At 64.9% G+C, this 21,266-nt stretch carries 14 protein-coding genes; 10 read left to right on the plus strand and 4 right to left on the minus strand.

The annotated features are described in order from the left end of the window. Positions 1-26: 26 nt before the first annotated feature. Together IPM84_18455 and murJ are read left to right on the plus strand one after the other, a co-directional pair. Complete coding sequence (locus tag IPM84_18455) at positions 27-1,193, plus strand: thiolase domain-containing protein (GenBank protein MBK9094709.1); 1,167 nt, start codon at positions 27-29, stop codon at positions 1,191-1,193. A 245-nt stretch (positions 1,194-1,438) separates the two neighbouring features. After that, complete coding sequence (gene murJ, locus IPM84_18460; protein MBK9094710.1) at positions 1,439-2,989, plus strand: murein biosynthesis integral membrane protein MurJ; 1,551 nt, start codon at positions 1,439-1,441, stop codon at positions 2,987-2,989. 117 nt (positions 2,990-3,106) lie between these two features. Here murJ and IPM84_18465 read toward each other — a convergent pair whose 3' ends face one another. Both IPM84_18465 and IPM84_18470 read right to left on the minus strand, forming a co-directional pair. Then, positions 3,107-4,024: an NAD-dependent epimerase/dehydratase family protein gene (locus IPM84_18465; GenBank protein ID MBK9094711.1), complete on the minus strand. Its 918-nt coding sequence runs from the start codon at positions 4,022-4,024 to the stop codon at positions 3,107-3,109. 141 nt (positions 4,025-4,165) lie between these two features. Next, positions 4,166-6,457: a hypothetical protein gene (locus tag IPM84_18470; protein ID MBK9094712.1), complete on the minus strand. Its 2,292-nt coding sequence runs from the start codon at positions 6,455-6,457 to the stop codon at positions 4,166-4,168. A gap of 243 nt (positions 6,458-6,700) precedes the next feature. Here IPM84_18470 and IPM84_18475 point away from each other — a divergent pair, with 243 nt between their 5' ends. Continuing rightward, the gene (locus tag IPM84_18475; protein ID MBK9094713.1) at positions 6,701-8,077 is read left to right on the plus strand and encodes a cobalamin-dependent protein; all 1,377 of its coding nucleotides are present in this window, start codon (positions 6,701-6,703) and stop codon (positions 8,075-8,077) included. Further along, on the plus strand, positions 8,020-8,340 hold the full coding sequence (locus IPM84_18480) for a hypothetical protein (protein MBK9094714.1): 321 nt from the start codon (positions 8,020-8,022) through the stop codon (positions 8,338-8,340). Before IPM84_18475 ends, IPM84_18480 begins: the two co-directional genes overlap by 58 nt. Here the strand turns inward: IPM84_18480 and IPM84_18485 are convergent. Then, positions 8,332-9,408, minus strand: coding sequence for a hypothetical protein (locus IPM84_18485; protein MBK9094715.1), 1,077 nt, complete (start codon positions 9,406-9,408; stop codon positions 8,332-8,334). The two genes, IPM84_18480 and IPM84_18485, sit on opposite strands and share 9 nt — an antisense overlap. Before the next feature lie 616 nt (positions 9,409-10,024). Beyond that, complete coding sequence (locus tag IPM84_18490; GenBank protein ID MBK9094716.1) at positions 10,025-10,327, minus strand: PqqD family protein; 303 nt, start codon at positions 10,325-10,327, stop codon at positions 10,025-10,027. A 348-nt stretch (positions 10,328-10,675) separates the two neighbouring features. Here IPM84_18490 and IPM84_18495 point away from each other — a divergent pair, with 348 nt between their 5' ends. The 6 genes from IPM84_18495 (at position 10,676) to IPM84_18520 (ending at position 21,173) form a co-directional block, all read left to right on the plus strand. Further along, positions 10,676-14,743, plus strand: coding sequence for a proprotein convertase P-domain-containing protein (locus IPM84_18495; GenBank protein MBK9094717.1), 4,068 nt, complete (start codon positions 10,676-10,678; stop codon positions 14,741-14,743). Positions 14,744-15,213: 470 nt separating this feature from the next. Continuing rightward, on the plus strand, positions 15,214-16,965 hold the full coding sequence (locus tag IPM84_18500) for an NAD(P)H-dependent oxidoreductase subunit E (protein MBK9094718.1): 1,752 nt from the start codon (positions 15,214-15,216) through the stop codon (positions 16,963-16,965). Between the two features lie 29 nt (positions 16,966-16,994). After that, positions 16,995-17,834 carry a formate dehydrogenase accessory sulfurtransferase FdhD gene (gene fdhD, locus IPM84_18505; protein MBK9094719.1) on the plus strand — a complete coding sequence of 280 codons (840 nt, stop codon included), beginning with the start codon at positions 16,995-16,997 and terminating at the stop codon, positions 17,832-17,834. 51 nt (positions 17,835-17,885) lie between these two features. Further along, positions 17,886-18,116 (plus strand): hypothetical protein, encoded by a 231-nt coding sequence (locus tag IPM84_18510; GenBank protein MBK9094720.1) that lies wholly within the window; start codon positions 17,886-17,888, stop codon positions 18,114-18,116. Continuing rightward, complete coding sequence (locus IPM84_18515; protein MBK9094721.1) at positions 18,117-18,827, plus strand: (2Fe-2S)-binding protein; 711 nt, start codon at positions 18,117-18,119, stop codon at positions 18,825-18,827. It begins immediately after the preceding gene. A 105-nt stretch (positions 18,828-18,932) separates the two neighbouring features. Continuing rightward, positions 18,933-21,173, plus strand: a complete 2,241-nt coding sequence (locus IPM84_18520) for a molybdopterin-dependent oxidoreductase (GenBank protein MBK9094722.1) — start codon at positions 18,933-18,935, stop codon at positions 21,171-21,173. The last annotated feature ends 93 nt before the right edge of the window (positions 21,174-21,266 follow it).

The raw sequence follows: 21,266 nt of genomic DNA on the forward strand, positions 1-21,266 counted from the left end.
AAAACCAGGGGACAACGGAGACTAACATGCGCGATGCCTACATCATCGGCGTCGGCCAGACAGCCGTCGGGCGCCATAACGATCTGAGCCTGCGGGTCATGGCAGCACGCGCCGTCGAAGCCGCCATGCACGATGCCGGGGCTGAGTCGGTGGAAGGTTTGTATGTCGGCAACATGCTGTCGGGCGTCCTGCTCAACCAGCAGCACCTGGGCGCACTCATCGCGGACGCGGCAGGCCTGCGCGGCATTGACGCCGCCACCGCCGAGGCCGCCTGCGGATCGGGCGGGGCAGCGGTACGCTGGGGCGTCATGGCAATTGCCAGCGGGCAGCATGACATCGTCGCGGTCTGCGGCGTCGAGAAACTGACCGCCACCGATCCACGGATCACGACACGTGGTTTGGCCATGGCCGCCGACTACGATGAGGAAGCCTCGCATGGCGTCAGCTTCGTGGCCCTCAACGCCATGATCATGCGCCGCTACCTCTACGAGTATAACCTGATCCCCGAAGACCTGGCCTATTTCCCCATCAACGCCCATCACAACGGCGCACGCAACCCCAACGCCATGTTCCAGAAGGCGGTTGATATGCGCACCTACCGGCGTTCACCGGTGGTAGCCGATCCGATTCGCGTGCTGGACGCCTCCCCCATCTGCGATGGCGCGGCCGCGCTGATTATTTGCTCGGGGGACCGCATGGCGGAGATCAAGGCCAGCGGCCGGCCGTTCGCACGTGTGCTGGCCTCGGCCAATGCCACCGATTCGGTCGCCGTTCACAGCCGTGCAACGCCCATGTTCCTGCAGGCCTCGTACCTCTCCAGCCGCCGGGCCTATGCACAGGCGGGCCTCGAACCACAGGACATCAACTTCTTCGAGGCGCACGACGCCTTCAGCGTGATGGCGGCGCTTTCCCTGGAGGCTTGCGGCTTTGCCGGGCCGGGTAAGGCGCACGAGATGGCCAAAGAGGGGGAGATCACCACCGAAGGCCGCCTGCCCATGTCAACCATGGGGGGCCTCAAGGCACGCGGCCACCCCGTCGGCGCCACCGGTGTTTATCAGGTCGTGGAGGCCTACCTGCAACTGACCGGCCGCGCCGGCCCCAACCAGGTGCAGAATGCGGCCATCGGCATGACGCAAAACATCGGCGGCAGCGGCGCCACGGTCGCCACCCATATTCTGCAACGGATGAACTAAAGTAGGGGGCGCACCCTTGCGGTCGCCCACGCGGGCAGGCGCAAGGCCATGCCCCTACCCCGGATTATGGAGAAATTTGTAGGGGCGCACCCTTGCGGTCGCCCACGCGGGCAGGCGCAAGGCCATGCCCCTACCCCGGATTATGGAGAAATTTGTAGGGGCGCACCCTTGCGGTCGCCCACGCGGGCAGGCGCAAGGCCATGCCCCTACCCCGGATTATGGAGAAGCCGGGGCATGAACAGCGCATGACGCACGTCAAACAGAACAGCGCAACACAAAACACCAGCATGGCGCGCGCCGCGGCCCTGGTCATGGGCTTCTTCATCGTCAGCCGCGCCCTGGGGCTGCTGCGAGAAGTGGTCATCGGCGCGCAATTTGGCACCAGCGCCGAGCTTGATGCTTACCTGGCGGCCTTCCGCGTGCCAGATCTGCTCTTTCAACTGGTGGCCGGCGGCGCGCTTGGCTCGGCCTTCATCCCCACGTTTGCCGCACGCCTGCTGCAAGGAGACCGCGCCAAAGCCTGGCGGCTGGCGAGTGCTGTTGCCAACTTGATGGCTCTCCTGCTGACGCTAACCGCCATCCTGGCCGCGGTGAGCGCGCCCTGGCTGGTGCGTCACCTGTTGGCGCCTGGCTTCAGCGCGGCGCAGCAGGCGCTGACCGTCAGCCTCATGCGCCTGATGCTCATCTCAACGATCATTTTTGGGATCAGCGGCCTGGTGATGGGCGCGCTCAATGCGATGCAACACTTCCTGGCGCCGGCCGCCGCACCGATCATCTACAACCTGGCGATCATCGGCGGGGCCTGGTTGTTGGGCGGCGCCCTGGGCGTGCGCGGCCTGGCCATCGGGGTGCTGGTGGGCGCGGCCGGCCATCTGTTGGTGCAGATACCCGCGCTCGTGCGCCTGGGCGCCCGCTACTTCCCGCTGTTGGACGTGCATGATGCCGGCGTGCGCGAGATCGGCCGCCTGATGGCGCCCCGCGTGCTGGGACTGGCCGCGGTACAGCTCAACTTCTGGGTGAATACCATCCTGGCGTCCGGTCTGCCCGAAGGTCGCCTGGCCGCGCTCAACTACGGTTGGTTGCTCATGCTCTTGCCGCAGGGTATCTTTGCCCAGGCCGTGGCCACCGTCGTCTTTCCCACCTTTGCCACGCAGGTTGCCCAGCACAACCTGGCGGCCCTACGCAGCACCTTCACCACGGCCCTGCGCACCATTCTTTTCTTCACCCTGCCGGCGGCCATTGGCCTGATCCTGCTGGCGCGCCCGCTGATTACGGTGCTCTTGCAGCGCAACGCGTTCACCGCGGCCTCCACGGCCCTGGTGGTGACCGCCCTGCAACTGTATGCGCTTGGGTTGGTGGGACATTCGGTGGTTGAAGTGGCGGCGCGCGCCTTCTACGCGCTGCACGACACCGCCACCCCGGTCGTGATCGGTGTGGGCGCCATGCTGCTCAACATCGTGCTCAGCCTGCTTCTGCTGGGGCCGCTGCAACATGGAGGCCTGGCCCTGGCGAACAGCATCGCCACCACGATCGAGATGGTCGCACTTCTCTGGCTGTTACGCCGGCGCTTGGGCGGGCTGCAGGCCGGGATGCTGGCGCCGGCGCTCTGGCGCACCGCCCTGGCCAGCACCGCCCTGGGGATCGTCGTCTGGGGATGGCAACAGGCGCCGGGAGTGTCCGGCGCCTGGTTGAAGGTGCTGCTTTGCCTGCCCCTCGGCGTCGGCGTCTATCTGACCGTCGCCTGGCTGGCACAGGCGGAGGAGTTGCAGGCCATCCGACACTTGCTCCGCCGCTAACGCCGTCCAGCACCAGGTTGAGCGAGGCGATGACCACCACCACGAGGCTGAAGCCGATGCCGATCAGGCCGCTTTCGTGGATATAGGGGATGCGCACGCCGGAAAAATTCCCGTTCCTTATCGGAAGCTGTCAGCGGTCAGGCGCAGGCCGTCGTGCAAACTCATTCGGGGTTCCCACCCCAGGTCACGACGGGCCTGGCTGGCGTCCAGGTAAGTGCGCGAGACTTCGCCCAGCTTGGCCGGGCCGTAGTGTGGCGCCAGGGGGTATTGGGTGGCCCCTTGCAGTTCTGCAAAAATGGTGTTGACACTGGTACCCACCGCGCTGCCCAGGTTGTAGATGGCGCTGCCGGGTGTTTGCAGGGCCAACAGATTGCCACGCGCAATGTCGCCCACGTAAACAAAATCACGCACCTGCTCGCCGCTGCCGTTGATGGTGACCTCGCGGCCGGCAAGCATGGCGCCGGTGAAGATGGCGATGACGCCGGCTTCGCCCAACGGGTCCTGGCGCGGGCCATAGACGTTGGGATAGCGCAGGATCGTGTAGGCCAGGCCGTAGTTGTGTTGGTACAGATAGAGGTAATGCTCGACCGCATGCTTGCTGGCGCCGTAGGGGTCGAGCGGATTGATAGGGTGATCTTCGGTGACCGGCACAAAGAGCGGCTCGCCATAGCAGGCGCCGCCGGTGGAGGCGTAGATGATGCGCTGGCAGTCATGGCGCCGCGCCGCTTCCAGCAGGTTGATCGAACCGAGCAGGTTGACCTCGGCATAGCGCGCCGGCTCGTGCAGCGATTCGCGCACGTTGGCCAGGGCCGCCTGGTGTGAGACCGCGTGCGGTCGGTGCGCGGCAAAAACCTGTTGCAAACCGTCCGCGTCCAGGATGTCAAGTTCGTAGAATGCAGAGACCTGTGGGTTCAGATTGGCGCGTTTGCCCGAGCTGAGGTTGTCCACCACAATGACCTCATGACCAGCAGCCAACATCACATCGGTGACATGCGAGCCGATAAAGCCGGCGCCGCCAGTGACCAAAATACGCATGTGAAACGTGTTCCTTTTCGAGTATTTCAAGCAATTCGAGTAAATTCGGGTAATTCCACGCCGGCAGGCGCAGTCGTATCGTGCAGACAGATTACTGCAAACAGGTCAGAATGTCAAGACGGTGGGAGGAAGTGCAGGAATTCATCCTTCATCCTTCAGAATCCGGTTTCCCAGCCAGCGGCGCGCGCGGGAGGGCAAGGGCTGCGCGGGCAGATCAACCAGGGCCAGATCGTACTCGTTGCTGGCGAGGAGGATGTTGGCCTGGCGCAGTTCCAGGCGCAGGCGGGCGGGTCGGCCGGCGACGGGCGCGGTCAACGCGCCGACCGGTCGGCTGGCATCTGCTTCCAGCGCGGCAAGGCCGTGGGCCAGCGGCTCGTTGTCCAGCCAGGCCAGCCAGGTCAGGCCAGGCAACGGGGCGCGGGTGTCGTTGACGATCCAGATGGCGCCGCTGATGGCCTGGGGCCGGGCGCCAACCGGCAGTTGGTAGGCCAGGCAGATCAACACCGGCTGCAGGATGCGCTGCAACCGCGCGTAGGCCAGCTTGGGACGGCCATCGAAATCCAGCACGCTCCAGGCAATCGTGGGCCACGGTTCGTTGAACTGCCAGAAGGCCAGTCCGCCGCAGGTGGCCTTGTGGCGCCGCAAATGCTCGATGGCGACCTGCAAGCCGGCCGCCTGTGCCGTCTGTGTGGCCGCGATCAGGGCAGGCAGATCAGCCGGGGGCGCCGGCGTCCCCGCCAGGGCTGCGTAATGGGCCAGCTTGCCCGCTTCAGCCTGGTGCAGGCGCCAGACCGGGGCGTCAGGCCACGGCTGTGCAGCCGGCAGGAAGTGCGCCAGCGACTCCGCGGCCGGCAGGGCGCTCAGCCCAAATTCGCTGCAAAACGGCGCCTGCAGCGCCTGGTAAGTGCGCAAGGGGGCGCGCCCGTGCCAGACGGCCCATTCATGCACATCGCCCTGGGCGGGCGAGGCAGGCACAAAGGGGCGCGTACCGTCCTCGGCCGCTACGGCGCGGGCCAGGCGCGCCAGCAGGTGTTGATTGCGCCGCACGCCCATCTCATTGCCGCCGCACCACATCGCCACGCTCGGATGGTGGCGCACCGCCTGCACGATGCCCCGCGCTTCGGCCTCCACGCGGTCGAGCCAGGCCGTTTCGTGCGGGTACGCGGCCAGAAAAAGGCAGGCAAAGGGAAATTCCTGCCAGACCAGCAGCCCCATCTCATCGCACAGGTCGTAGAAGGCCGCCTTTTCGCGCAGGCCGCCGCCCCACACCCGCAGCAGGTTGATGCCCGCCGCGCGCGCCGCGCTCAGCAGACGCCGGTAAGTGGGCGGGCGCAGGCGTCCGGGCAGTGCATCGGCCGGCACCCAGTTGGCGCCGCGCACGAACAGCGGCTCGTCGTTGATATGTAGGCGCCAGGGTGCGGTTCCCGGACCGGCCAGCGGCGCCCAGGCCACGTGCCGCTGCCCAAAGCGCAGGCGACGCTGATCGAGTTGCGCGCCGGTGGCCGCGTCATGCAGCGTGACCTCCAGCCAGTAGAGGTGCGGAAAGCCGCGCTCCCACGGTTCCCAGGGCGCCAGGGTCAACGGCGGCAAGATCACAGGCGCCGTTTGCGGCCCAGGGGAAAGGGTCAGCGCAGTCGTGTGCGCCCAGGCCTGGCCTTCGAAATTGGCCGGCGTGACACGCAGCGTGGCCTGCACGGCGCACAGCGCGGTCGCGTCCAGGGTCATCTCAACAGTCCAGACGGGCGCATCGCCGGCAGCCTGACCGGACATGGGCGCCGACGCGTGCGGAGGCTTCAGCGCCAGGATGGTCGCCGGGCCGCTGCTGTGCAGGCTCACCTCGTCCCAAATGCCCACGGTGCGCAGGCGCGGGGCAAAGTCCCAGCCGAACTGCATCGGCGCCTTGAGATGATCGAGGCGTTCGGGGATGGGGCCAAGCGCGGCCGCGGCGCCGCTCAGGCGCTCCAGGGCGAAGAGCAGCCGCTCGCGCCGGCTGTGATGCTGACGCGGCCAGCCGGCCGGCCCGGTCAGGCGCACGGCCAGTTCGATCGCGGCAGCAGGCGGCGCCAGGCCGGTCAACTCAACGGTGTGGGGCGCGAACATGCCGGTGCTGCGCAGAACGCACCGTTGATTGACGAAGACCGCGGCGTAGGTATCCAGACCGTGGAAGGTGATGAAGGTGCGCTGCGCAGGCGCCAGGTCAAGGGTCAGCGTGGTGCGATACCACCAATCAAGCGCATCCACCCAGGCGCAGGCGCGCAGGTTGGCGCCCACGAATGGATCGGGAATCATCCCGTGTGCCAGCAGATCGCTGTGTACCTGCCCCGGTACCGTGGCCGGCCGCCAGGCGGTCACCGCAGCCAGATCGGGCGCCTCCGGCCCGGGCCAGGGCTGTGAGTCCACAGAGCCAAATTCCCAGGCAGATTGGATCAACATCGGACGCCTCTCACTTTCGTAACGGTGCGCCAGCAAAAACTCGTGAAAATTCGTGGCCGGTTCCTGGCGGCCAGCAGAGTCTTGCCACGAATTGGCTTCTGTGAAATTCGTGAAAATTCGTGTAATTCGTGGCAGATCTCCTCCGCTCCGCAACATAGGCACTCGGTTTGGTAGCAAAAATGCTTGACGCCGGACAAGGCGTATGTTAGAATCGTGCCCCTACTCAATGGTGGAGGACGAACGATGTATCCAATTGCACCGGGTGGCGCCAAGTTACTGTTGATCAGCCCGCCGGACCATGAACACCGGGAATGGCGGGGAACGCAGCCGCTTGGCATCGCCTATCTTGCGGGCTATTTACGCCAGCACGGCGCACGCGCCGACCTGCTGGACGGCAACTGGGGCGATCACCCGCTGCCGCTGGATGAGATCGTCGCCTATGCCCTCGCTGGCGAGTATGAAACGGTGGGCATCTCCCTGCTCACGGCCACCATCCCAACGGCGCGGGCGTTATCACAGCGCTTGAAGGCCCAGCGGCCGCGCTTGCAGATCATCTGGGGTGGTTATCATCCGACCTTTGCACCGTATGAATCGCTGAACGACTTCCCTGAAATTGACATCGTCGTGCGCGGTGAAGGGGAGGCGACGCTGCTCGAACTGCTGCAGGCCCAACAGAGCGGCCGACCCCTGGCAGAGGTGGCGGGCCTGGGCTACCGCGAGGGCAAGCGCATCAAGCTGACCCCTGCGCGCCCGCTTCTGCAAAACCTGGATGAGATACCGTTTCCGGCGCGTGATTTGCTGCCGCCGGTGAGCAGCTATCCCGGGTTTATGGACACGGTAGATCAAAAACCGCGCATCAAAGCGTCCCTCATTAGCAGCCGCGGCTGCCCCTTCCACTGTCATTTTTGCAGTATCATCACCTTTTATGCGGCATCGCCGGGCAAGAGCTGGCGGGGGCGCAGCGTGGCCAACGTGGTGGATGAAATGGAACAACTGGCGCGCCAGGGCGGCGTCAGTCACTTCGAGTTCCAGGATGACAACTTCTTCGTGCAGCCCAAGCGTGCGCTGGAAATTGCCGAAGCGTTGCGCGCGCGCGGTGTGGACTTCACATTTGCCTTTCTCACGCGCGCCGATCAGATCGTCAAAGGCGAGAAGTATTTCCCGGCCTTTCGGCAGGCGGGGTTGCGCTATGTGGGCGCCGGTCTGGAGAGCGGCAGCCAGGGCAGCCTGGATCGCCTGAACAAGGAAACCACGGTGGAGGAGAACAGCGCGCCCTGGGCATCCTGTGGGGCAATGACGTGGCCGCCCAGGTGGATTTCATCATGTTCGAGCCAAATACCACCATCGAGGACCTGGAACAGAATCTGGACTTCATCGAGAGTCATGGCCTGTTTGGCTATTTCCCGCCGATCATTCTGTCAACGCTGGCCCTGTTTCCAGGCACGCGCTCGCGTGAGGAGGCAGAGGCTGCCGGCATCGCATTTGGCAGCGTGCATGAATCGTTGCCCTATCATTTTCAAAACCAGGACGCCGCCCAGGTCAAGGTGCTGTTGGATCAGACCATGGCGATCTTTGGTGCGGCCTGGTATGAGCTGGTCATTGACCTGCAGGATGAATTAGCGCGGCGCGAAGCCGAACTGGCCCGCGCCAACGGACAGGCCGCGTCCTTCTTGCCGCTGGTGAGGGAACTGAAGCTCGAGTACAGCGGTCTTGCCAGCCTCCCCTATCTGCTGCTCAAGCGCCTTCTGCGCGCAGGACGCCAAGCCGGCTTCCAGGCGTTGGAGGTCACGACGCTCATACGGCCCACGCTGTACGAATTCGATCTTGCCCGCACGCGGGTCGCCAGCGTGCGGGCGCGCCTGTCTGCGCTCACCTCACCTTAGTTCATCCAAGCTCAAATGGGCCAGGCGTGCCGCCAGCAGCGGCGGTACGCTCACCACGTCAGGCGGCAAATGCAAGCGAAAACAACGCGCTTGCTTCACCAGTTGTGCCAGCAGGTCCAGGTGCGCGGCGGCGGCGGCCGGCTGCTGCAAATCCACACTGAGCGGCAGGGCCTCGCTGAGCACGGTGCGTCCCGACAGCGGCTCGAATGTGCCATCGCGCGGCCCCTGCAGCGAAGGCACGATCAGCAGGCGCACGGGCGCCACCGCTTCCCTGGAATTCACGGCAGACATAGAGTCCGGATAGACTTCGGGTAAGAAAATGGTGGCCTTGCCATTGTCGGCGCGCTCATTGACAAACGGAGCCAGTTCAGGAAAAAAATCCACGGTGCGCGGGGTGACGTGCATGGTATTGAGGGTTGCCACCGCCAGGATGTCGCCCTGCGCGGCGCGCGTGAGCAGCGTCGCGTCATCGGACACGAAACGGAAGCCAGCGCGCACGCATTGCAGCATGGTGGTCGTTTTGCCAGCGCCCGAGGGGCCGGTAATCAGCACCCCCTGTCCTTGCCAGGCGAGAGCCGCGGCATGCAGCAGGAAGAAGCCGCGCGGGCGCAGCGCCTGATACAGGGTGGTGAAAAGAAGGCCGCTGAAGAAGGCAGCCGGCAACAGCTCCGGCCGGCGCACATAGCCGACCGCACAACCGCGGCGCAGGTCCAGGCCAACGACAGCCAGTCCATGTCCGTAGTGTGAGAAGAGGTAGTCGCCGGTGCGAAACTCACAAAAATCGCCCGCCTGCGGCGCGTCGGGCCAGGGAAAGGGCGGTGCGTCCGCCGCCGCCGCCACCAGGGTCAGGGTGAGGGTCGTGGCCGAGGCGGACGGTTGCTGGAGATGAGACAGCGGGCGTAACAGGCGTTGGTGCAGGGCGACCGGCGCCGCGGCCAGGGCAATATCTTCAGCACCGACACGCACTGTGGCCCAGGAAAGAGGGCCTGCCTGTGCGCAGCTCTGCTGGAGCGAAAAGAAGAAGTCGTCTGCATTCACCATGAAGCCATACTTTATGTAACTGTGCAACTGTCCGTTCTAAACATAGCGGTTCGACGTTGTCATGCAAGGGCATCCTGTCATGACACCGCTAACCTGTTTACGGACAGTGACTATCCAGGGCGGAAGGGGGGAGGCAAAAAACAAACGAACAGGGCAGTTGGCTAATGCGCAACTGCCCTGTTCGTTAGAATTCGGAAGACGTGACTTGGCGAAGCTCCGTTGCACGCACTCTCGTTCTGGACATTACCCAAGCACCGGGAATACCGGTCGGTGGCCAGGTACTCAGATTAGTAAAACGAATGTGGTAACGTTCCCAGCAGGCGAAGGGTTGGACATTGACTACCGACAGGTCGCGTAGCCAGTTGCGCCGAGAAAAGAGATTCACGACGCCTCCACCTTGAGTTTCCCGAGTATTACTGACCGGGCAAGGCGTTCGGGAAGTTCAGAGGCGGCGGTGTCGTCGCCAATGTAACCTTCTGGAGTCGCTGGTGCTTGATCAGTTTCGGGGCCTCGTAGGCCATCTTAGGATTCATGTTGATTCCTCCTTGCGCTAAGCATTGCGCTGATGTTTGGAAAGTACGTTCGCGACGGCACCCACGCAGTGTCGCCATTTAGGTAATCTCAGCCCGTTACAAACCCTTCGCTAGCTGGAGATTGGAGCTTCGCCAAGCACCACAAGATTTTCGTTTTCCATGTCGGAAACCAGCTTGCTCAGGTCTGCACGGGCTTGCGCTTCACTGATATCGTAACGCTCTAAAATAGAGGCTACTATATCCTGAAAGGAATGTTGTCCGTCCGCCATCTCCCACACGAGGGTGCCGATCTGGTTCAGGCTATAGTGATCGCCGGTCTTGAAGTCTACGATAATTGCTTCGCCATCAATGACACGTGCAATCAATCGTTCTTCACGACGGTGAATGGTCAATTCATCGTTCAATCCGGTCACCGGATATCCTTCGCTCGTGATCGTGTCTGCGTAAACAGATGAGGATAGCGTAACGGGGACAAGTTGAGCCGATTATAGCATAGCCCCTTCCGGCTTGTCAAGCGCCCGCATGGCCCTCGCGGTACCTGCGGTAACTGCCAATTGACACAAGTGACACGTACTGCTAAAATTGTGCCGTTCGTTGTCTTCGGCCTCCCGTAGCCCCCACCTCTTTTTTGTTGAACCAACGCGAATCTGTGACGTCAAATGCAAACAACGCGCAGCGTGGCGCTCCTGCCAGGTTTGCCTTGCCGCTCTGTGCTTCGGGTTGGTTCCCGTCAAGGGTCGTTGTTTAGGAGGAACCATCTCATGCATGCACCGCGTACTCTCCGTCTGTTGCTCATTGTGGGCCTGCTGCTTGCCGTTGCCATTCCCGGCAGCCTGGCACTGGCCCGAACCAACGCCGCGCCCGACCAGGCGCCATTGCCAACGCAAGCCGAGCCGCCCAAAGCCATCGAACTGATCCCCCAGGACGATGTTGATGAGGGCAAGACGCCGGATGGCGTCTACGGCTCCCAGTTTGCACCCTACCAGCCGCTCGATCAGGCCCTTCAGGCCGAAGTCGAGCCGAACAACACCGCCGCCACCGCCACGGCCCTTGCCAGTAACGACGGTGTCGTCTGGGGCGCCGTTTTCCCCAATGGCGACCTGGACTACTTCTCCTTCACGGCCAATGCCGGCGATCGCGTCTACGCCGCGGTCATGACCAGCTTCTCGTCCAACGCCTCCACCGACAGCGTGTTGACCCTGTTTGCCAGCGATGGAACGACGGTGGTCGAGACCGACGACAACGATGGCTCGCTTGGCTCGTCATCGTCCACGATTGCCGGCGCCAACATTGTCAGCGGCGGCGCCTATTTTCTGCAGGTCAAACATTTCAGCGCCACCAACCACCTGCGCCCCTATCACCTGCATGTCAGAGTGCAGAGCGGCAGCCCCACAGCCGAAGTTGAGCCCAATGACACCCCGGGCACCGCCAACGCCTTGCCCGCCTTCGGTTGGATGACCGGCACCACCAGCAGCGCCACCGATGCCGACTGGTTCTCTCTCGCCCTGAACGCAGGGGACACCATCTACGCCAGTCTCGACCTGGATCCCACGCGCGACAACACGCAGTGGAACGGCTCCCTGGGTATCGGCCTGTTCAGCAACTACTACCTGACGGTCAATGATGCCAGCGTTGGCTCAGCCACCAATCCCCTGTCCGAAGCCCACTTCATGACCGTCCGCGAGACCGGCACCTACTACATCTGGGTCGGCGTACCCGCCGGCGGCACCACCTTCGGCGACTATAACCTGAGCGTCTCCGTGCATCCGGCCGCCCCGGAGACCTGCACCACCTACACCAGCACCGATGTGCCTAAGGCGCTCGGCCCTGGCGCGACGACCGCATCCTCCACGATCACCGTGCCGGGCAATCCGCGCATCGCCGACTTGAACGTGACTGTCGAACTGACGCACACCGTCATGACTGAACTGGATGTGACCCTGATGGCGCCCGGCGGCAACGAAGTCGGCCTCTTCACGGATGTGGGTCAATCCACCGCCGGCGTCTTCGTTACCATGACCACCACGCTGGACGACGAAGCAGCCATCCCGATTGCGGTCTATTTGCTTCAGCCCGGCCCGGCCTTCGAGCCTGAGTATGTCTACCGTCTCGATTGGTTCGACGGTCAGGACGCGGGCGGGGCCTGGACGCTCAAGCTGACCGATGATACGGCCAACACCAACGGTGGCACCCTGCTGGGCTGGAGCATGCGGGTGTGCGAGCCGACGCCGCCGCCGGTTTGTCCGGGCGGCACCACCCCGGTCACGGTCTACAGTTCCGATTTCGAAGCTACGGACGGCGGCTTCACTCACTCCGGCACGGCCGACGCCTGGGCCTGGGGCAGCCCCACCGCGGCGCCCATCAACACCTGTAACGGCGGCGTCAACTGCTGGAAGACTAACCTCACCGGCCTTTACAACGTCAGCAGCAATCAGGACCTGGTTTCGCCCAACATTAGCCTGGCGGGCCTGGTAGGGCCGGTCGTCGTCACCTGGAGCCAGAAGTACCAGATCGAATCGGCCTCCTACGACCATGCCTATGTGGATTTCCGCGAGGTGGGCGGCGCCAACCCGTCCCGCCTGTGGGAGTGGTACGGCGCCACCATGACAACGGGCGTCGGCGCCGTCACGATCCAGGAGTCGGCCGGTTGGGGAACCCGGCAGCGCGACTTGAGCAGCTACGCCGGCCTGAACACCGAGCTGGTCTTCCATCTCGACACGGACACCAGCGGCCAGTATGCCGGTCTGGCCGTGGACGACGTCAGCGTGACAGCCTGTCAGCCGGCCGGCGCGACCTTCACGCCGACTGTGACGCCTACCGTGACGCCTACGCCCACCGATACTCCGACCCCGACTAATACCCCCACGGCGACCCCTGTGCCAGCAGGCTTCACCTGCAGCACGCCCAACGTTGCGATTCCGGACAATAACCCGACCGGCGTCAGCGACACCTTGAATGTCGGTTCAACCGGCACACTGAACGATGTCAATGTCTTCGTGCGCGCGACCCACACCTGGGTGGGCGACACGAGCTTTGCCGTGACTCACAACGCCACCAGCGTCACCGTGATTGATCGCCCTGGCGTACCGCTCAGCACGTTCGGCTGCTCCGGCGACAACATCACGGCCACCCTGGACGATGAAGCCGCGACGCCTGTGGAGGATGAGTGCGCGGCCAGCGTGCCGACGATCAACGGCACGTTCATTCCCAACAACGCCCTGAGCGCGTTCGACGGCATGGACCAGAGCGGCGCGTGGACCATCACCGCCGTGGATGCGGCCGGCGGCGATACCGGCGTTCTAGTCGAGTGGTGTGTGCAGACCGAAACCAGTGTCCCGCCCACGGCCACCCCAACTGACACCGCGACTCCTGAGCCGGCGACGGCCACCCCGACCGACACTGCGACTCCTGAGCCGGCGACGGCCACCCCAACCGACACCGCGACTCCTGAGCCGGCGACGGCCACCCCGACCGACACTGCGACTCCTGAGCCGGCGACGGCTACGCCGACCAACACGTCCGTGCCGCCCACGCCTACACCGACCAACACCCCGACAGCGATCGTCGGCGTCATCCCGCCGGCGCCGCCGGTCTGCACCGCGTCCACACTGGACTTCACCAACAACACCCCGGTCACCATTGCGTCCACCGCAGCCACGGTGGTGTCCTCCACGCTGACCGTGGTCGGCGCGGCGCCGTATCTGTGGGACATCAACCTGACCACGAACATCAGCCACACCAACAACGGCAACCTGGACATCACCCTGCAATCGCCGCAGGGAACGATTGTCACTCTCAGCACCGACAACGGCGGTACGAATGACAATGGCTTCGCCGGCACGGTGTGGGATGACGACGCCAACCCCGGCGGCCAGGTGCCGTACGTGAACAACAACGGCCTGGTGAACGATCAGCTGTACGTCAATCTCGTCACCGCCTCGCCGCTGGTGATCGAAGAAGCGTTCGGCGCCTTCATCGGCGAGGACCCCAACGGTGTTTGGACGCTGACCATCTCCGACGACGCGTCGGTCGACGGCGGCAGCCTCAACAGTTGGACGCTGCAAGTGACCTCGCTGGACGCCGCGCCGAGCACGGCGAGCGCCGCAAGCTCCAATTCGACGCCGGTTGCCATCACCGCGACGGGCACGCCTGTCGTGACCTCGTCCATCATGGTCAGCGGCCTGCCGACCTTCCTGACCGACTTGAACATGACCACCTTCATCTCGCACACCTTCAACGGCGACCTGGACATGACGCTGCGTTCGCCGCAGGGCACCATCGTCACCTTCTCCAGCGACAATGGGAGCAGTTTCGACCATGTGTTCCTGGGCACGCTGTGGGATGACGACGCCAACCCCGGTGGTCAGGTGCCCTATACCAACAACAACGGCCTGGTGACCGATCAGTTGTACGTCAACCTGACCCTGGCCTCGCCGCTCGTGCCTGAGGAGGCGTTCGCCGCCTTCATCGGCGAAGACCCCAACGGCGAATGGCTGGTGACCATCTCGGACGACGCCAACCTCGACGGTGGCAGCCTCAACAGTTGGTCGCTGGACATCCAGACCGGATCGTGCGGCGCGGTACCCACGGCCACGCCGACGGCCACTTCTGCGCCGCCCACCGCGACGCCGACCGACACGCCGGTTCCGCCAACGGCGACCGTCACCCCCACCGCGACGCCCACGCCCGGCTCCCCGACCGGCGTCGAGCTGAGCAGCCTCGACAGCGGCTCAGCACCCAGCCCCGTCAGCGCCTGGCCGCTCATGGCCCTGGCCCTGGTGACACTGACCGCTGCGGCCGCCCTCCTGCGCCGCCGTAGTACGCGCTAGACCCGTTGGGCATGAGGTGGGGCCGAGAGATTGATCCAACTGATGGTGAGACTCACGCCGGCCCCGCCTCGTGCCCCGGGATGCCTCGGGGCCGGCAGATGCTGGCGGGTGGGGCTCGGGGGGGGGGCGCGCACCCCCGGCGGGCGCCAACCCCCCCCCTCCCGCGCCCCCGCGCGCCCCCCCGCGCCCGCGGCCCCCCGCGGGGGGGGGGGGGGGGGGCGGGGGGGGGGGCGGCGGCGCCGCCCGGGGCCCGGGCCCCGCCCCCCGGCCCGGGGGGCGGCCCCGCCCCGGGCCCCGCCGCGCGGCGAGTGGGGCCTGATCAACACTCAGACACGAGCTGGCGTCGGTGATTGATTCATCCGGTGGCGAGACTCACGTCGGGCTCATCTCGTGCCCCTCTTGCAAACCACCGCCAATGCGGGTATAATCCCCTCCTTGCCGTGCCAATCCCATCATCAGGAAGACCGACGATGCCTGTTTCCGCGCTCTCCCCTTCCGAATCTGTGGCGTCTGTCCTGGCGTCTTTCCAGGGCAAGGGCCGCGCTTACCTGCTGCCCTGTCTGCTGGCCGTGCAGCGCGCCCACGGCTGGCTCTCACCTGATCTTGTGACCCGCGTCGGCGCCGCGCTGGCCGTGCCCCTGGCCGACATCTACGGCGTCATTGACTTCTACACCATGCTCTACAGCCAGCCACATGGCCGCCGCCTGCTGCGCGTGTGCGATGACATCGCTTGCTATCTGGCTCAGCCGACCAACAGCGAGTCGTTGCGCGACGCCATCGCCACCCACACCGGCCTGCGCCAGCATGGCGATACCACGCCCGACGGCGCGTTCACCCTGGAGTTGATGCCCTGCCTGGGCCGTTGCACCGACGCGCCGGCGGTCTTGCTGGATGAGACGCCGCTGCCCGCCGCTGCCCTGCTCTCCTGGTTGGCCTCGGATCGTGACGCCGATGTCTTGCCCGCTGCTGTTGAAACCGCTCCCCCGGCGCCGGTGCTCGGTGACGTGGTGCTGGCGGACCATGTGGGCCGGGTTGATCCCTGGAGCCTGGCGGACCATGAGCAGCGCGGCGGATTTGCGGCCCTGCGCCAGGCCCTGGGCGCCATGACGCCGGCCGCAGTCGTGCAGGCGGTCGAGGCGTCGGGCCTGGTGGGCCGCGGCGGCGCCGCCTTTCCCACCGGGGTCAAATGGCGCAGCGCCGCGGACGAGCCGGCCACGCCCAAGATGGTGGTGTGCAACGCGGACGAGAGCGAGCCAGGCACCTTCAAGGACCGCATTTTGCTGCAAGGCGACCCCTTCCGCCTGCTCGAGGCGATGGCGCTGACCGCCTACGCGATTCAGGGGCAAGGCGAGGTGAGCGGTTACATCTACCTGCGCGGCGAGTACGGCTACCTGGCGCCGCTGCTGGAAAACGCACTGGCCCGCTGCCGCGAGGCCGGTTACCTGGGCCATCATCTGTTGGGTAGTCACTTCGACATCGAGCTGCGCCTGGGCGCGGGCGCGTACATCTGCGGCGAAGAGACCGCGCTCTTCGAGTCCATCGAAGGCAAGCGCGGGATGCCCCGCATCAAGCCGCCGTTTCCGGTGCAGGTGGGCCTCTTTGGCAAACCCACGGTCATCAACAACGTCGAGACCTTCTTCAACATCCCGCCCATCGTGCGCCACGGCCCTGGCTGGCTGCGTCAGTACGGCACCGCGCAATCGCCGGGCACCAAGCTCTTCGGCGTCAGCGGCTGTGTGCAGCGCCCGGGCCTCTACGAACTGCCGCTGGGACGCTCCTTGCGCCATCTGCTCTTCGATCAGGCCGGCGGGCCGCTGCCCGACCGCCGCATCACCAGCGTGCTCCTGGGCGGCGCGGCCGGCGCCTTCGTCAGCGCGGCCCATTTCGACGTGGCCCTCGACTGGCAGTCGCTGCGTGAAATTGGCGCCACGCTCGGTTCTGGCGCGGTGATGGTGCTGGATGATCGCGTGGCCCCCTGGGAAGTGGTCAGGCGCGTGGCCCACTTCTTTGCCCATGAGTCGTGCGGCAAGTGCTATCCCTGTCAGATGGGAACCCAGCGCCAGGTCGAGATCGTCGAACGCCTGCGCACCAGCCAGGCGCGCCCCCACGATCGGCTTGACCTGGATGACCTGGCGGGCGCAATGCGTGACGCGTCGCTCTGCGGCCTGGGACAAACCGCCTCTGGTGCGATCTTGAGCGCGGTGGAACTGTTCGGCGGTTGAATCAAGACAAATGGAAATCAGACAAACTGATGGATGGACTGGTCAATTGTAGCTACGCCGCGTATGAGCGGGGAAGCTGGCGGGTGATAGATGGCGCGGCGCCGGGCGAAGAATTCCTGCGCCTGCATGTCAACGGCCTGGAACTGGCGACGCTGATGTGTTCGCCGTTCGAACAGGACACCCTCGCGCTCGGCTTCCTGCGCGCCGAAGGCATCATCCAATCCATGGACGATGTGCGTCTGGTCACGATCTGCCCCAGCGGCACCTGCGTGGACGTGTGGCTGCGTAACGCCAATTTCGAGCCGCCGCGACGCGTCATCATCACCTCCGGTTGCGGCGGCGGCGTCACCTTCGATGACCTGGCCGAGCAGCAGGCGCCGCTGACATCCGCTCGCCAGTTGGCGCCGGAGCAGCTCATACGCCTGATGAGCGAACTGCAGGAGGCCGCCGTGCTCTATCGGACTGCGCGTGGCATTCACACCAGCGGGCTGAGCGATGGCGACCAGGTGCTGATGGCGGCGCAGGATGTGGGACGCCACAACACGGTGGATCGCCTGTGGGGGCAGTGCCTGCGCCGTCGTCAGCCGACAGACGATCTGATTTTGCTCTCCACGGGCCGCATCAGCTCAGAAATGCTCAACAAAGCAGCCAAGATGCGCATCGCCATCGTAGCCAGCCGCACCTCGCCGACGGCTCTGTCTATCGAGTTGGCACACGCCTGGAACATCACCCTGGTGGGGTATGTCCGCACCGGCGGCCTACGCGCCTACACCGCGCCGGAGAGGCTGGGATTTGAGGAGATCGGAGATCGGAGATCGGAGATCGGAGATTGGAGATCGGAGATCGGAGATCGGGGTGGGAGTAAATGAGGAGAGTGGGGAGTGAGGGGAGAGTGGAGAGTTCGATGAAGGAAGGGGATCATGGCACTCAATCAAGTTCATAACTACAGCGTCTGGCATCAGGCGGGCAGCGACAAGGCGGAGATTCGCCTGCTGCTCGACAGCGGCTCACTGGCGACGATCAGCAATCTGCCGCTGACTTCTGCCAATTTCATCCTGGACCTGCTGCGGCATGAAAAACCAATCTATTGGGACAGCGTGGCGCGGCTGGTCTACACCTCGTCCTGGGAGCCGGTCGGCGAAGGGGAGTAGATGAACAATTCGTCTGTACCTGCGACGGTCGGCGTTGTCATTGACGGTCACGCGCTGACCGTACCCGCCGGCACGACGGTGTTGGCCGCGGCGGTCGAGATTGGCGTGGACATCCCCACTCTGTGCTACCACCCCAACCTGACGCCCAACGCGGTCTGCCGCATGTGCGTGGTGGAACCGACACGCGGCCGCACCCTGATCCCGGCCTGCGTCGCGCCCTGCGTGGAAGGGTTGGAGGTGCAAACGGACACCCCGCGCGTGCGACGCGCGCGCAAGGTGATCCTGGAACTGCTTCATTCGACCGTGGATTGCTCCGAAGCGCCGCAGATCGCAACCTATAGCGCCCGTTTTGGCGCGGACCCGACCCGTTTCGCCGGCGGCGAGCGCCGCGACGCGGCCTTCGAAGACGACAATCCCTTCTATGTGCGTGACTACAGCAAGTGCATCCTCTGTTGGCGCTGCGTGCAGGTCTGCGCCGATGATGTGCAAAACACCTTTGCCCTCACCCTGGGCGAGCGCGGCTTTCATACGTCCATCACCACCTTTTTCAACGCGCCGATGCCCGACACGACCTGCGTCTTCTGCGGCAACTGCGTGGAGGTGTGCCCAACCGGCGCGCTCAAGGGCAAACAGGAATGGCTGCTCGACCAGGGGCTGGCGTGGCAAAGCCGCAAACCCAAGCCCAGGCGAAGCGACAAACCAGAAACCTAGCCGCCGTGTGTAGACGTCTCCGCGCGCGACGATAAGAGATCCTTGGCGTCCTTCGCGTCTTGGCGGTTCAATTTCCTACCAGCAGTAGAGTCAGGAGGAGACCAAATGATAGCCGACCATGTCACCCGTTCCACCTGCGCCTACTGCGGCGTGGGCTGCCAGGTCAATCTGCACGTCAACGCCGAGCAGGTGATCTTCCGCGTGAATGCGCCGCACGACACAGCGCCCAACTACGGCCGCCTGTGCGTCAAGGGGCGTTTTGGCATGGACTTTGTCTACCATCCCAGCCGCCTGACCACTCCGCTGATCCGTCACGACTACGCCGACATCCAGGCCGGGCGCGTCCGTCGAGGCCCGCTTGACCTGGATGGCTTTCGCCCGCTGACCTGGGACGCCGCGCTCGACTTGGTCGCGCAGCGGCTGATCGCGATCAAGGTGCAGCATGGCGGCGATGCCATTGCCGGGCTTTGTTCGGCCAAGGCCACCAACGAAGACAACTATGTCTTCCAAAAGCTCATGCGTCAACTGCTGGGCACGAACAACGTGGATCACTGCGCGCGGCTCTGTCACGCTGGATCTGTCACCGGCCTGCAGATGGCGCTTGGCTCCTCGGCCATGTCGAACTCGATTGCAGAGATGCCCACTTTGGAGTGTTTCATCGTCACCGGCTCGAACACCACCGAAACCCACCCGGTCATCGCCACCTTCCTCAAGCAGGCGGTGCGCAAAAACGGCGCACATCTGATCGTGGCCGATCCGCGTCACATTGAGCTGGCCGATTTCGCCGAGGTGTGGCTGCGCCAGAAGCCGGGCACCGATGTGATCCTGTGGCAGGCGCTGGCGCATGTCATCGTGCGCGAGGCATGGTACGACGCCGATTTCATCCGCACGCGCACCGAAGGCTTTGCGGACTATATCGAGAGCCTGGAACGCTGGACGCCGGCCTATGCTCAAGAGATGACCGGCGTGCCGGCCGCGGACATCATCAAGGCGGCGCGGCTCTATGCGCAGGCTGAGCGGGCCGCGATCTACTGGGGCATGGGCATCAGTCAGAGCACGCATGGCACCGACAACGCGCTGGCGCTGGCGAACCTGGCGTTGATGTGCGGTCATCTGGGCGCAGAGGGCGCCGGCCTCAACCCACTGCGCGGGCAGAACAATGTGCAGGGCTGCTCGGACGCCGGCGGGCTTTTCAACGTCTTTCCCGGCTATCAGCGTGTGGATGACCCCGCCATCCGTGCGAAGTTTGCCTGGGCCTGGGGCGCGCCCCTCAACCCACAGCCAGGGCTTGCCACGCCGGAGATGGTGGACGGCGCGGGCAGCGGTGCGCTGCGCGCCTTCTACGTGATGGGTGAAAACCCGCTGATGAGCGAGCCGAACCTGGCTCATGCGCGGCACTGCCTGGAGAACCTGAATCTGATCGTCTGCCAGGACATCTTCTTCAACGAAACCTGCGCCTACGCCGACATCATCCTGCCGGCCACCAGCTTTGCCGAAAAAGAAGGCACCTTCACCAACTCGGATCGCCGCGTGCAACGGGTGCGCGCCGCGATCAAGCCGATCGGCACGGCGCGGGCCGATTGGGAGATCGTCTGCGATCTGGCCGGCCGCGTGGCGCAGCAACTGCATGCGCTGGGCGCGGCGCCAGGTCTGCCCGGCGGCGCTCTGCCGGCGGCCGCACCGACCGCGGTGGCGGACCTGGCCCTGGGCGCGCTGTCCTCCTACGCCTACGACCATCCGGAGGCCATCTGGCAGGAGATGGCGCGCTTGACCCCGCCTTTCCAGGGCATCAGCTACGGCCGGTTGGAGGCGGAGGGCGGCGTCCACTGGCCCTGCCCCACGCCCGATCACCCTGGCTCGCCCTACCTTTTTGCCGAGAGCTTTCCGCGCGGCCGCGGTAAATTCCACAGCCTCGACTTCCTGCAGCCGCACGAGCTGCCGGACCCAGACTACCCGCTGATTCTGTCCACGGGGCGCGTGCTCTTCCACTGGCATGGCGGCACGATGACGCGGCGCTCGAAGCTGGACGAGATCTACCCGGAGGCGGTGGTTGAGGTGCATCCCGATGATGCGCTGGCGCTGGCGGTTAGCTCAGGGGCGTGGGTGGAACTCAAGTCGCGGCGCGGGCGTGTCGAGTGCAAGGTGTTGGTGACGGGGCGTTCGCCGCAAGGGACGGTCTTCTTGCCCTTTCACTTTGCCGAAGCCGCGGCCAATGAGTTGACCCTGCACGATCTCGATCCGCTGGCGAAAATTCCCGATTACAAAGTGTGCGCCGTGCGCCTGACGCCATTGGCGCGGCCGGGCGGCGCTGTGAGCGGTGTCAGCAGCCCTGGCGCGCGGCGCTGAGCAATGAGAATTTCTCCGCTGTCCAATGCCAACTCGTGGCTGCATCCCGCCCGCCAGCAGACCGGCACTTCGCCGCGCAACCAACCTGCACGT

It is taken from the genome of Candidatus Amarolinea dominans (genome assembly GCA_016719785.1).
GTDB lineage: Bacteria > Chloroflexota > Anaerolineae > SSC4 > Amarolineaceae > Amarolinea > Amarolinea dominans.

What these genes read in the sequence shown, in the direction of transcription:
- IPM84_18455 (MBK9094709.1), top strand. Translation starts at nt 27, where the DNA reads ATGCGCGATGCCTACATCATCGGCGTCGGCCAGACAGCCGTCGGGCGC.
- murJ (MBK9094710.1), top strand. Translation starts at nt 1,439, where the DNA reads ATGACGCACGTCAAACAGAACAGCGCAACACAAAACACCAGCATGGCG.
- IPM84_18465 (MBK9094711.1), bottom strand. Translation starts at nt 4,024, where the DNA reads ATGCGTATTTTGGTCACTGGCGGCGCCGGCTTTATCGGCTCGCATGTC.
- IPM84_18470 (MBK9094712.1), bottom strand. Translation starts at nt 6,457, where the DNA reads ATGTTGATCCAATCTGCCTGGGAATTTGGCTCTGTGGACTCACAGCCC.
- IPM84_18475 (MBK9094713.1), top strand. Translation starts at nt 6,701, where the DNA reads ATGTATCCAATTGCACCGGGTGGCGCCAAGTTACTGTTGATCAGCCCG.
- IPM84_18480 (MBK9094714.1), top strand. Translation starts at nt 8,020, where the DNA reads ATGGCGATCTTTGGTGCGGCCTGGTATGAGCTGGTCATTGACCTGCAG.
- IPM84_18495 (MBK9094717.1), top strand. Translation starts at nt 10,676, where the DNA reads ATGCATGCACCGCGTACTCTCCGTCTGTTGCTCATTGTGGGCCTGCTG.
- IPM84_18500 (MBK9094718.1), top strand. Translation starts at nt 15,214, where the DNA reads ATGCCTGTTTCCGCGCTCTCCCCTTCCGAATCTGTGGCGTCTGTCCTG.
- fdhD (MBK9094719.1), top strand. Translation starts at nt 16,995, where the DNA reads ATGGATGGACTGGTCAATTGTAGCTACGCCGCGTATGAGCGGGGAAGC.
- IPM84_18510 (MBK9094720.1), top strand. Translation starts at nt 17,886, where the DNA reads ATGGCACTCAATCAAGTTCATAACTACAGCGTCTGGCATCAGGCGGGC.
- IPM84_18515 (MBK9094721.1), top strand. Translation starts at nt 18,117, where the DNA reads ATGAACAATTCGTCTGTACCTGCGACGGTCGGCGTTGTCATTGACGGT.
- IPM84_18520 (MBK9094722.1), top strand. Translation starts at nt 18,933, where the DNA reads ATGATAGCCGACCATGTCACCCGTTCCACCTGCGCCTACTGCGGCGTG.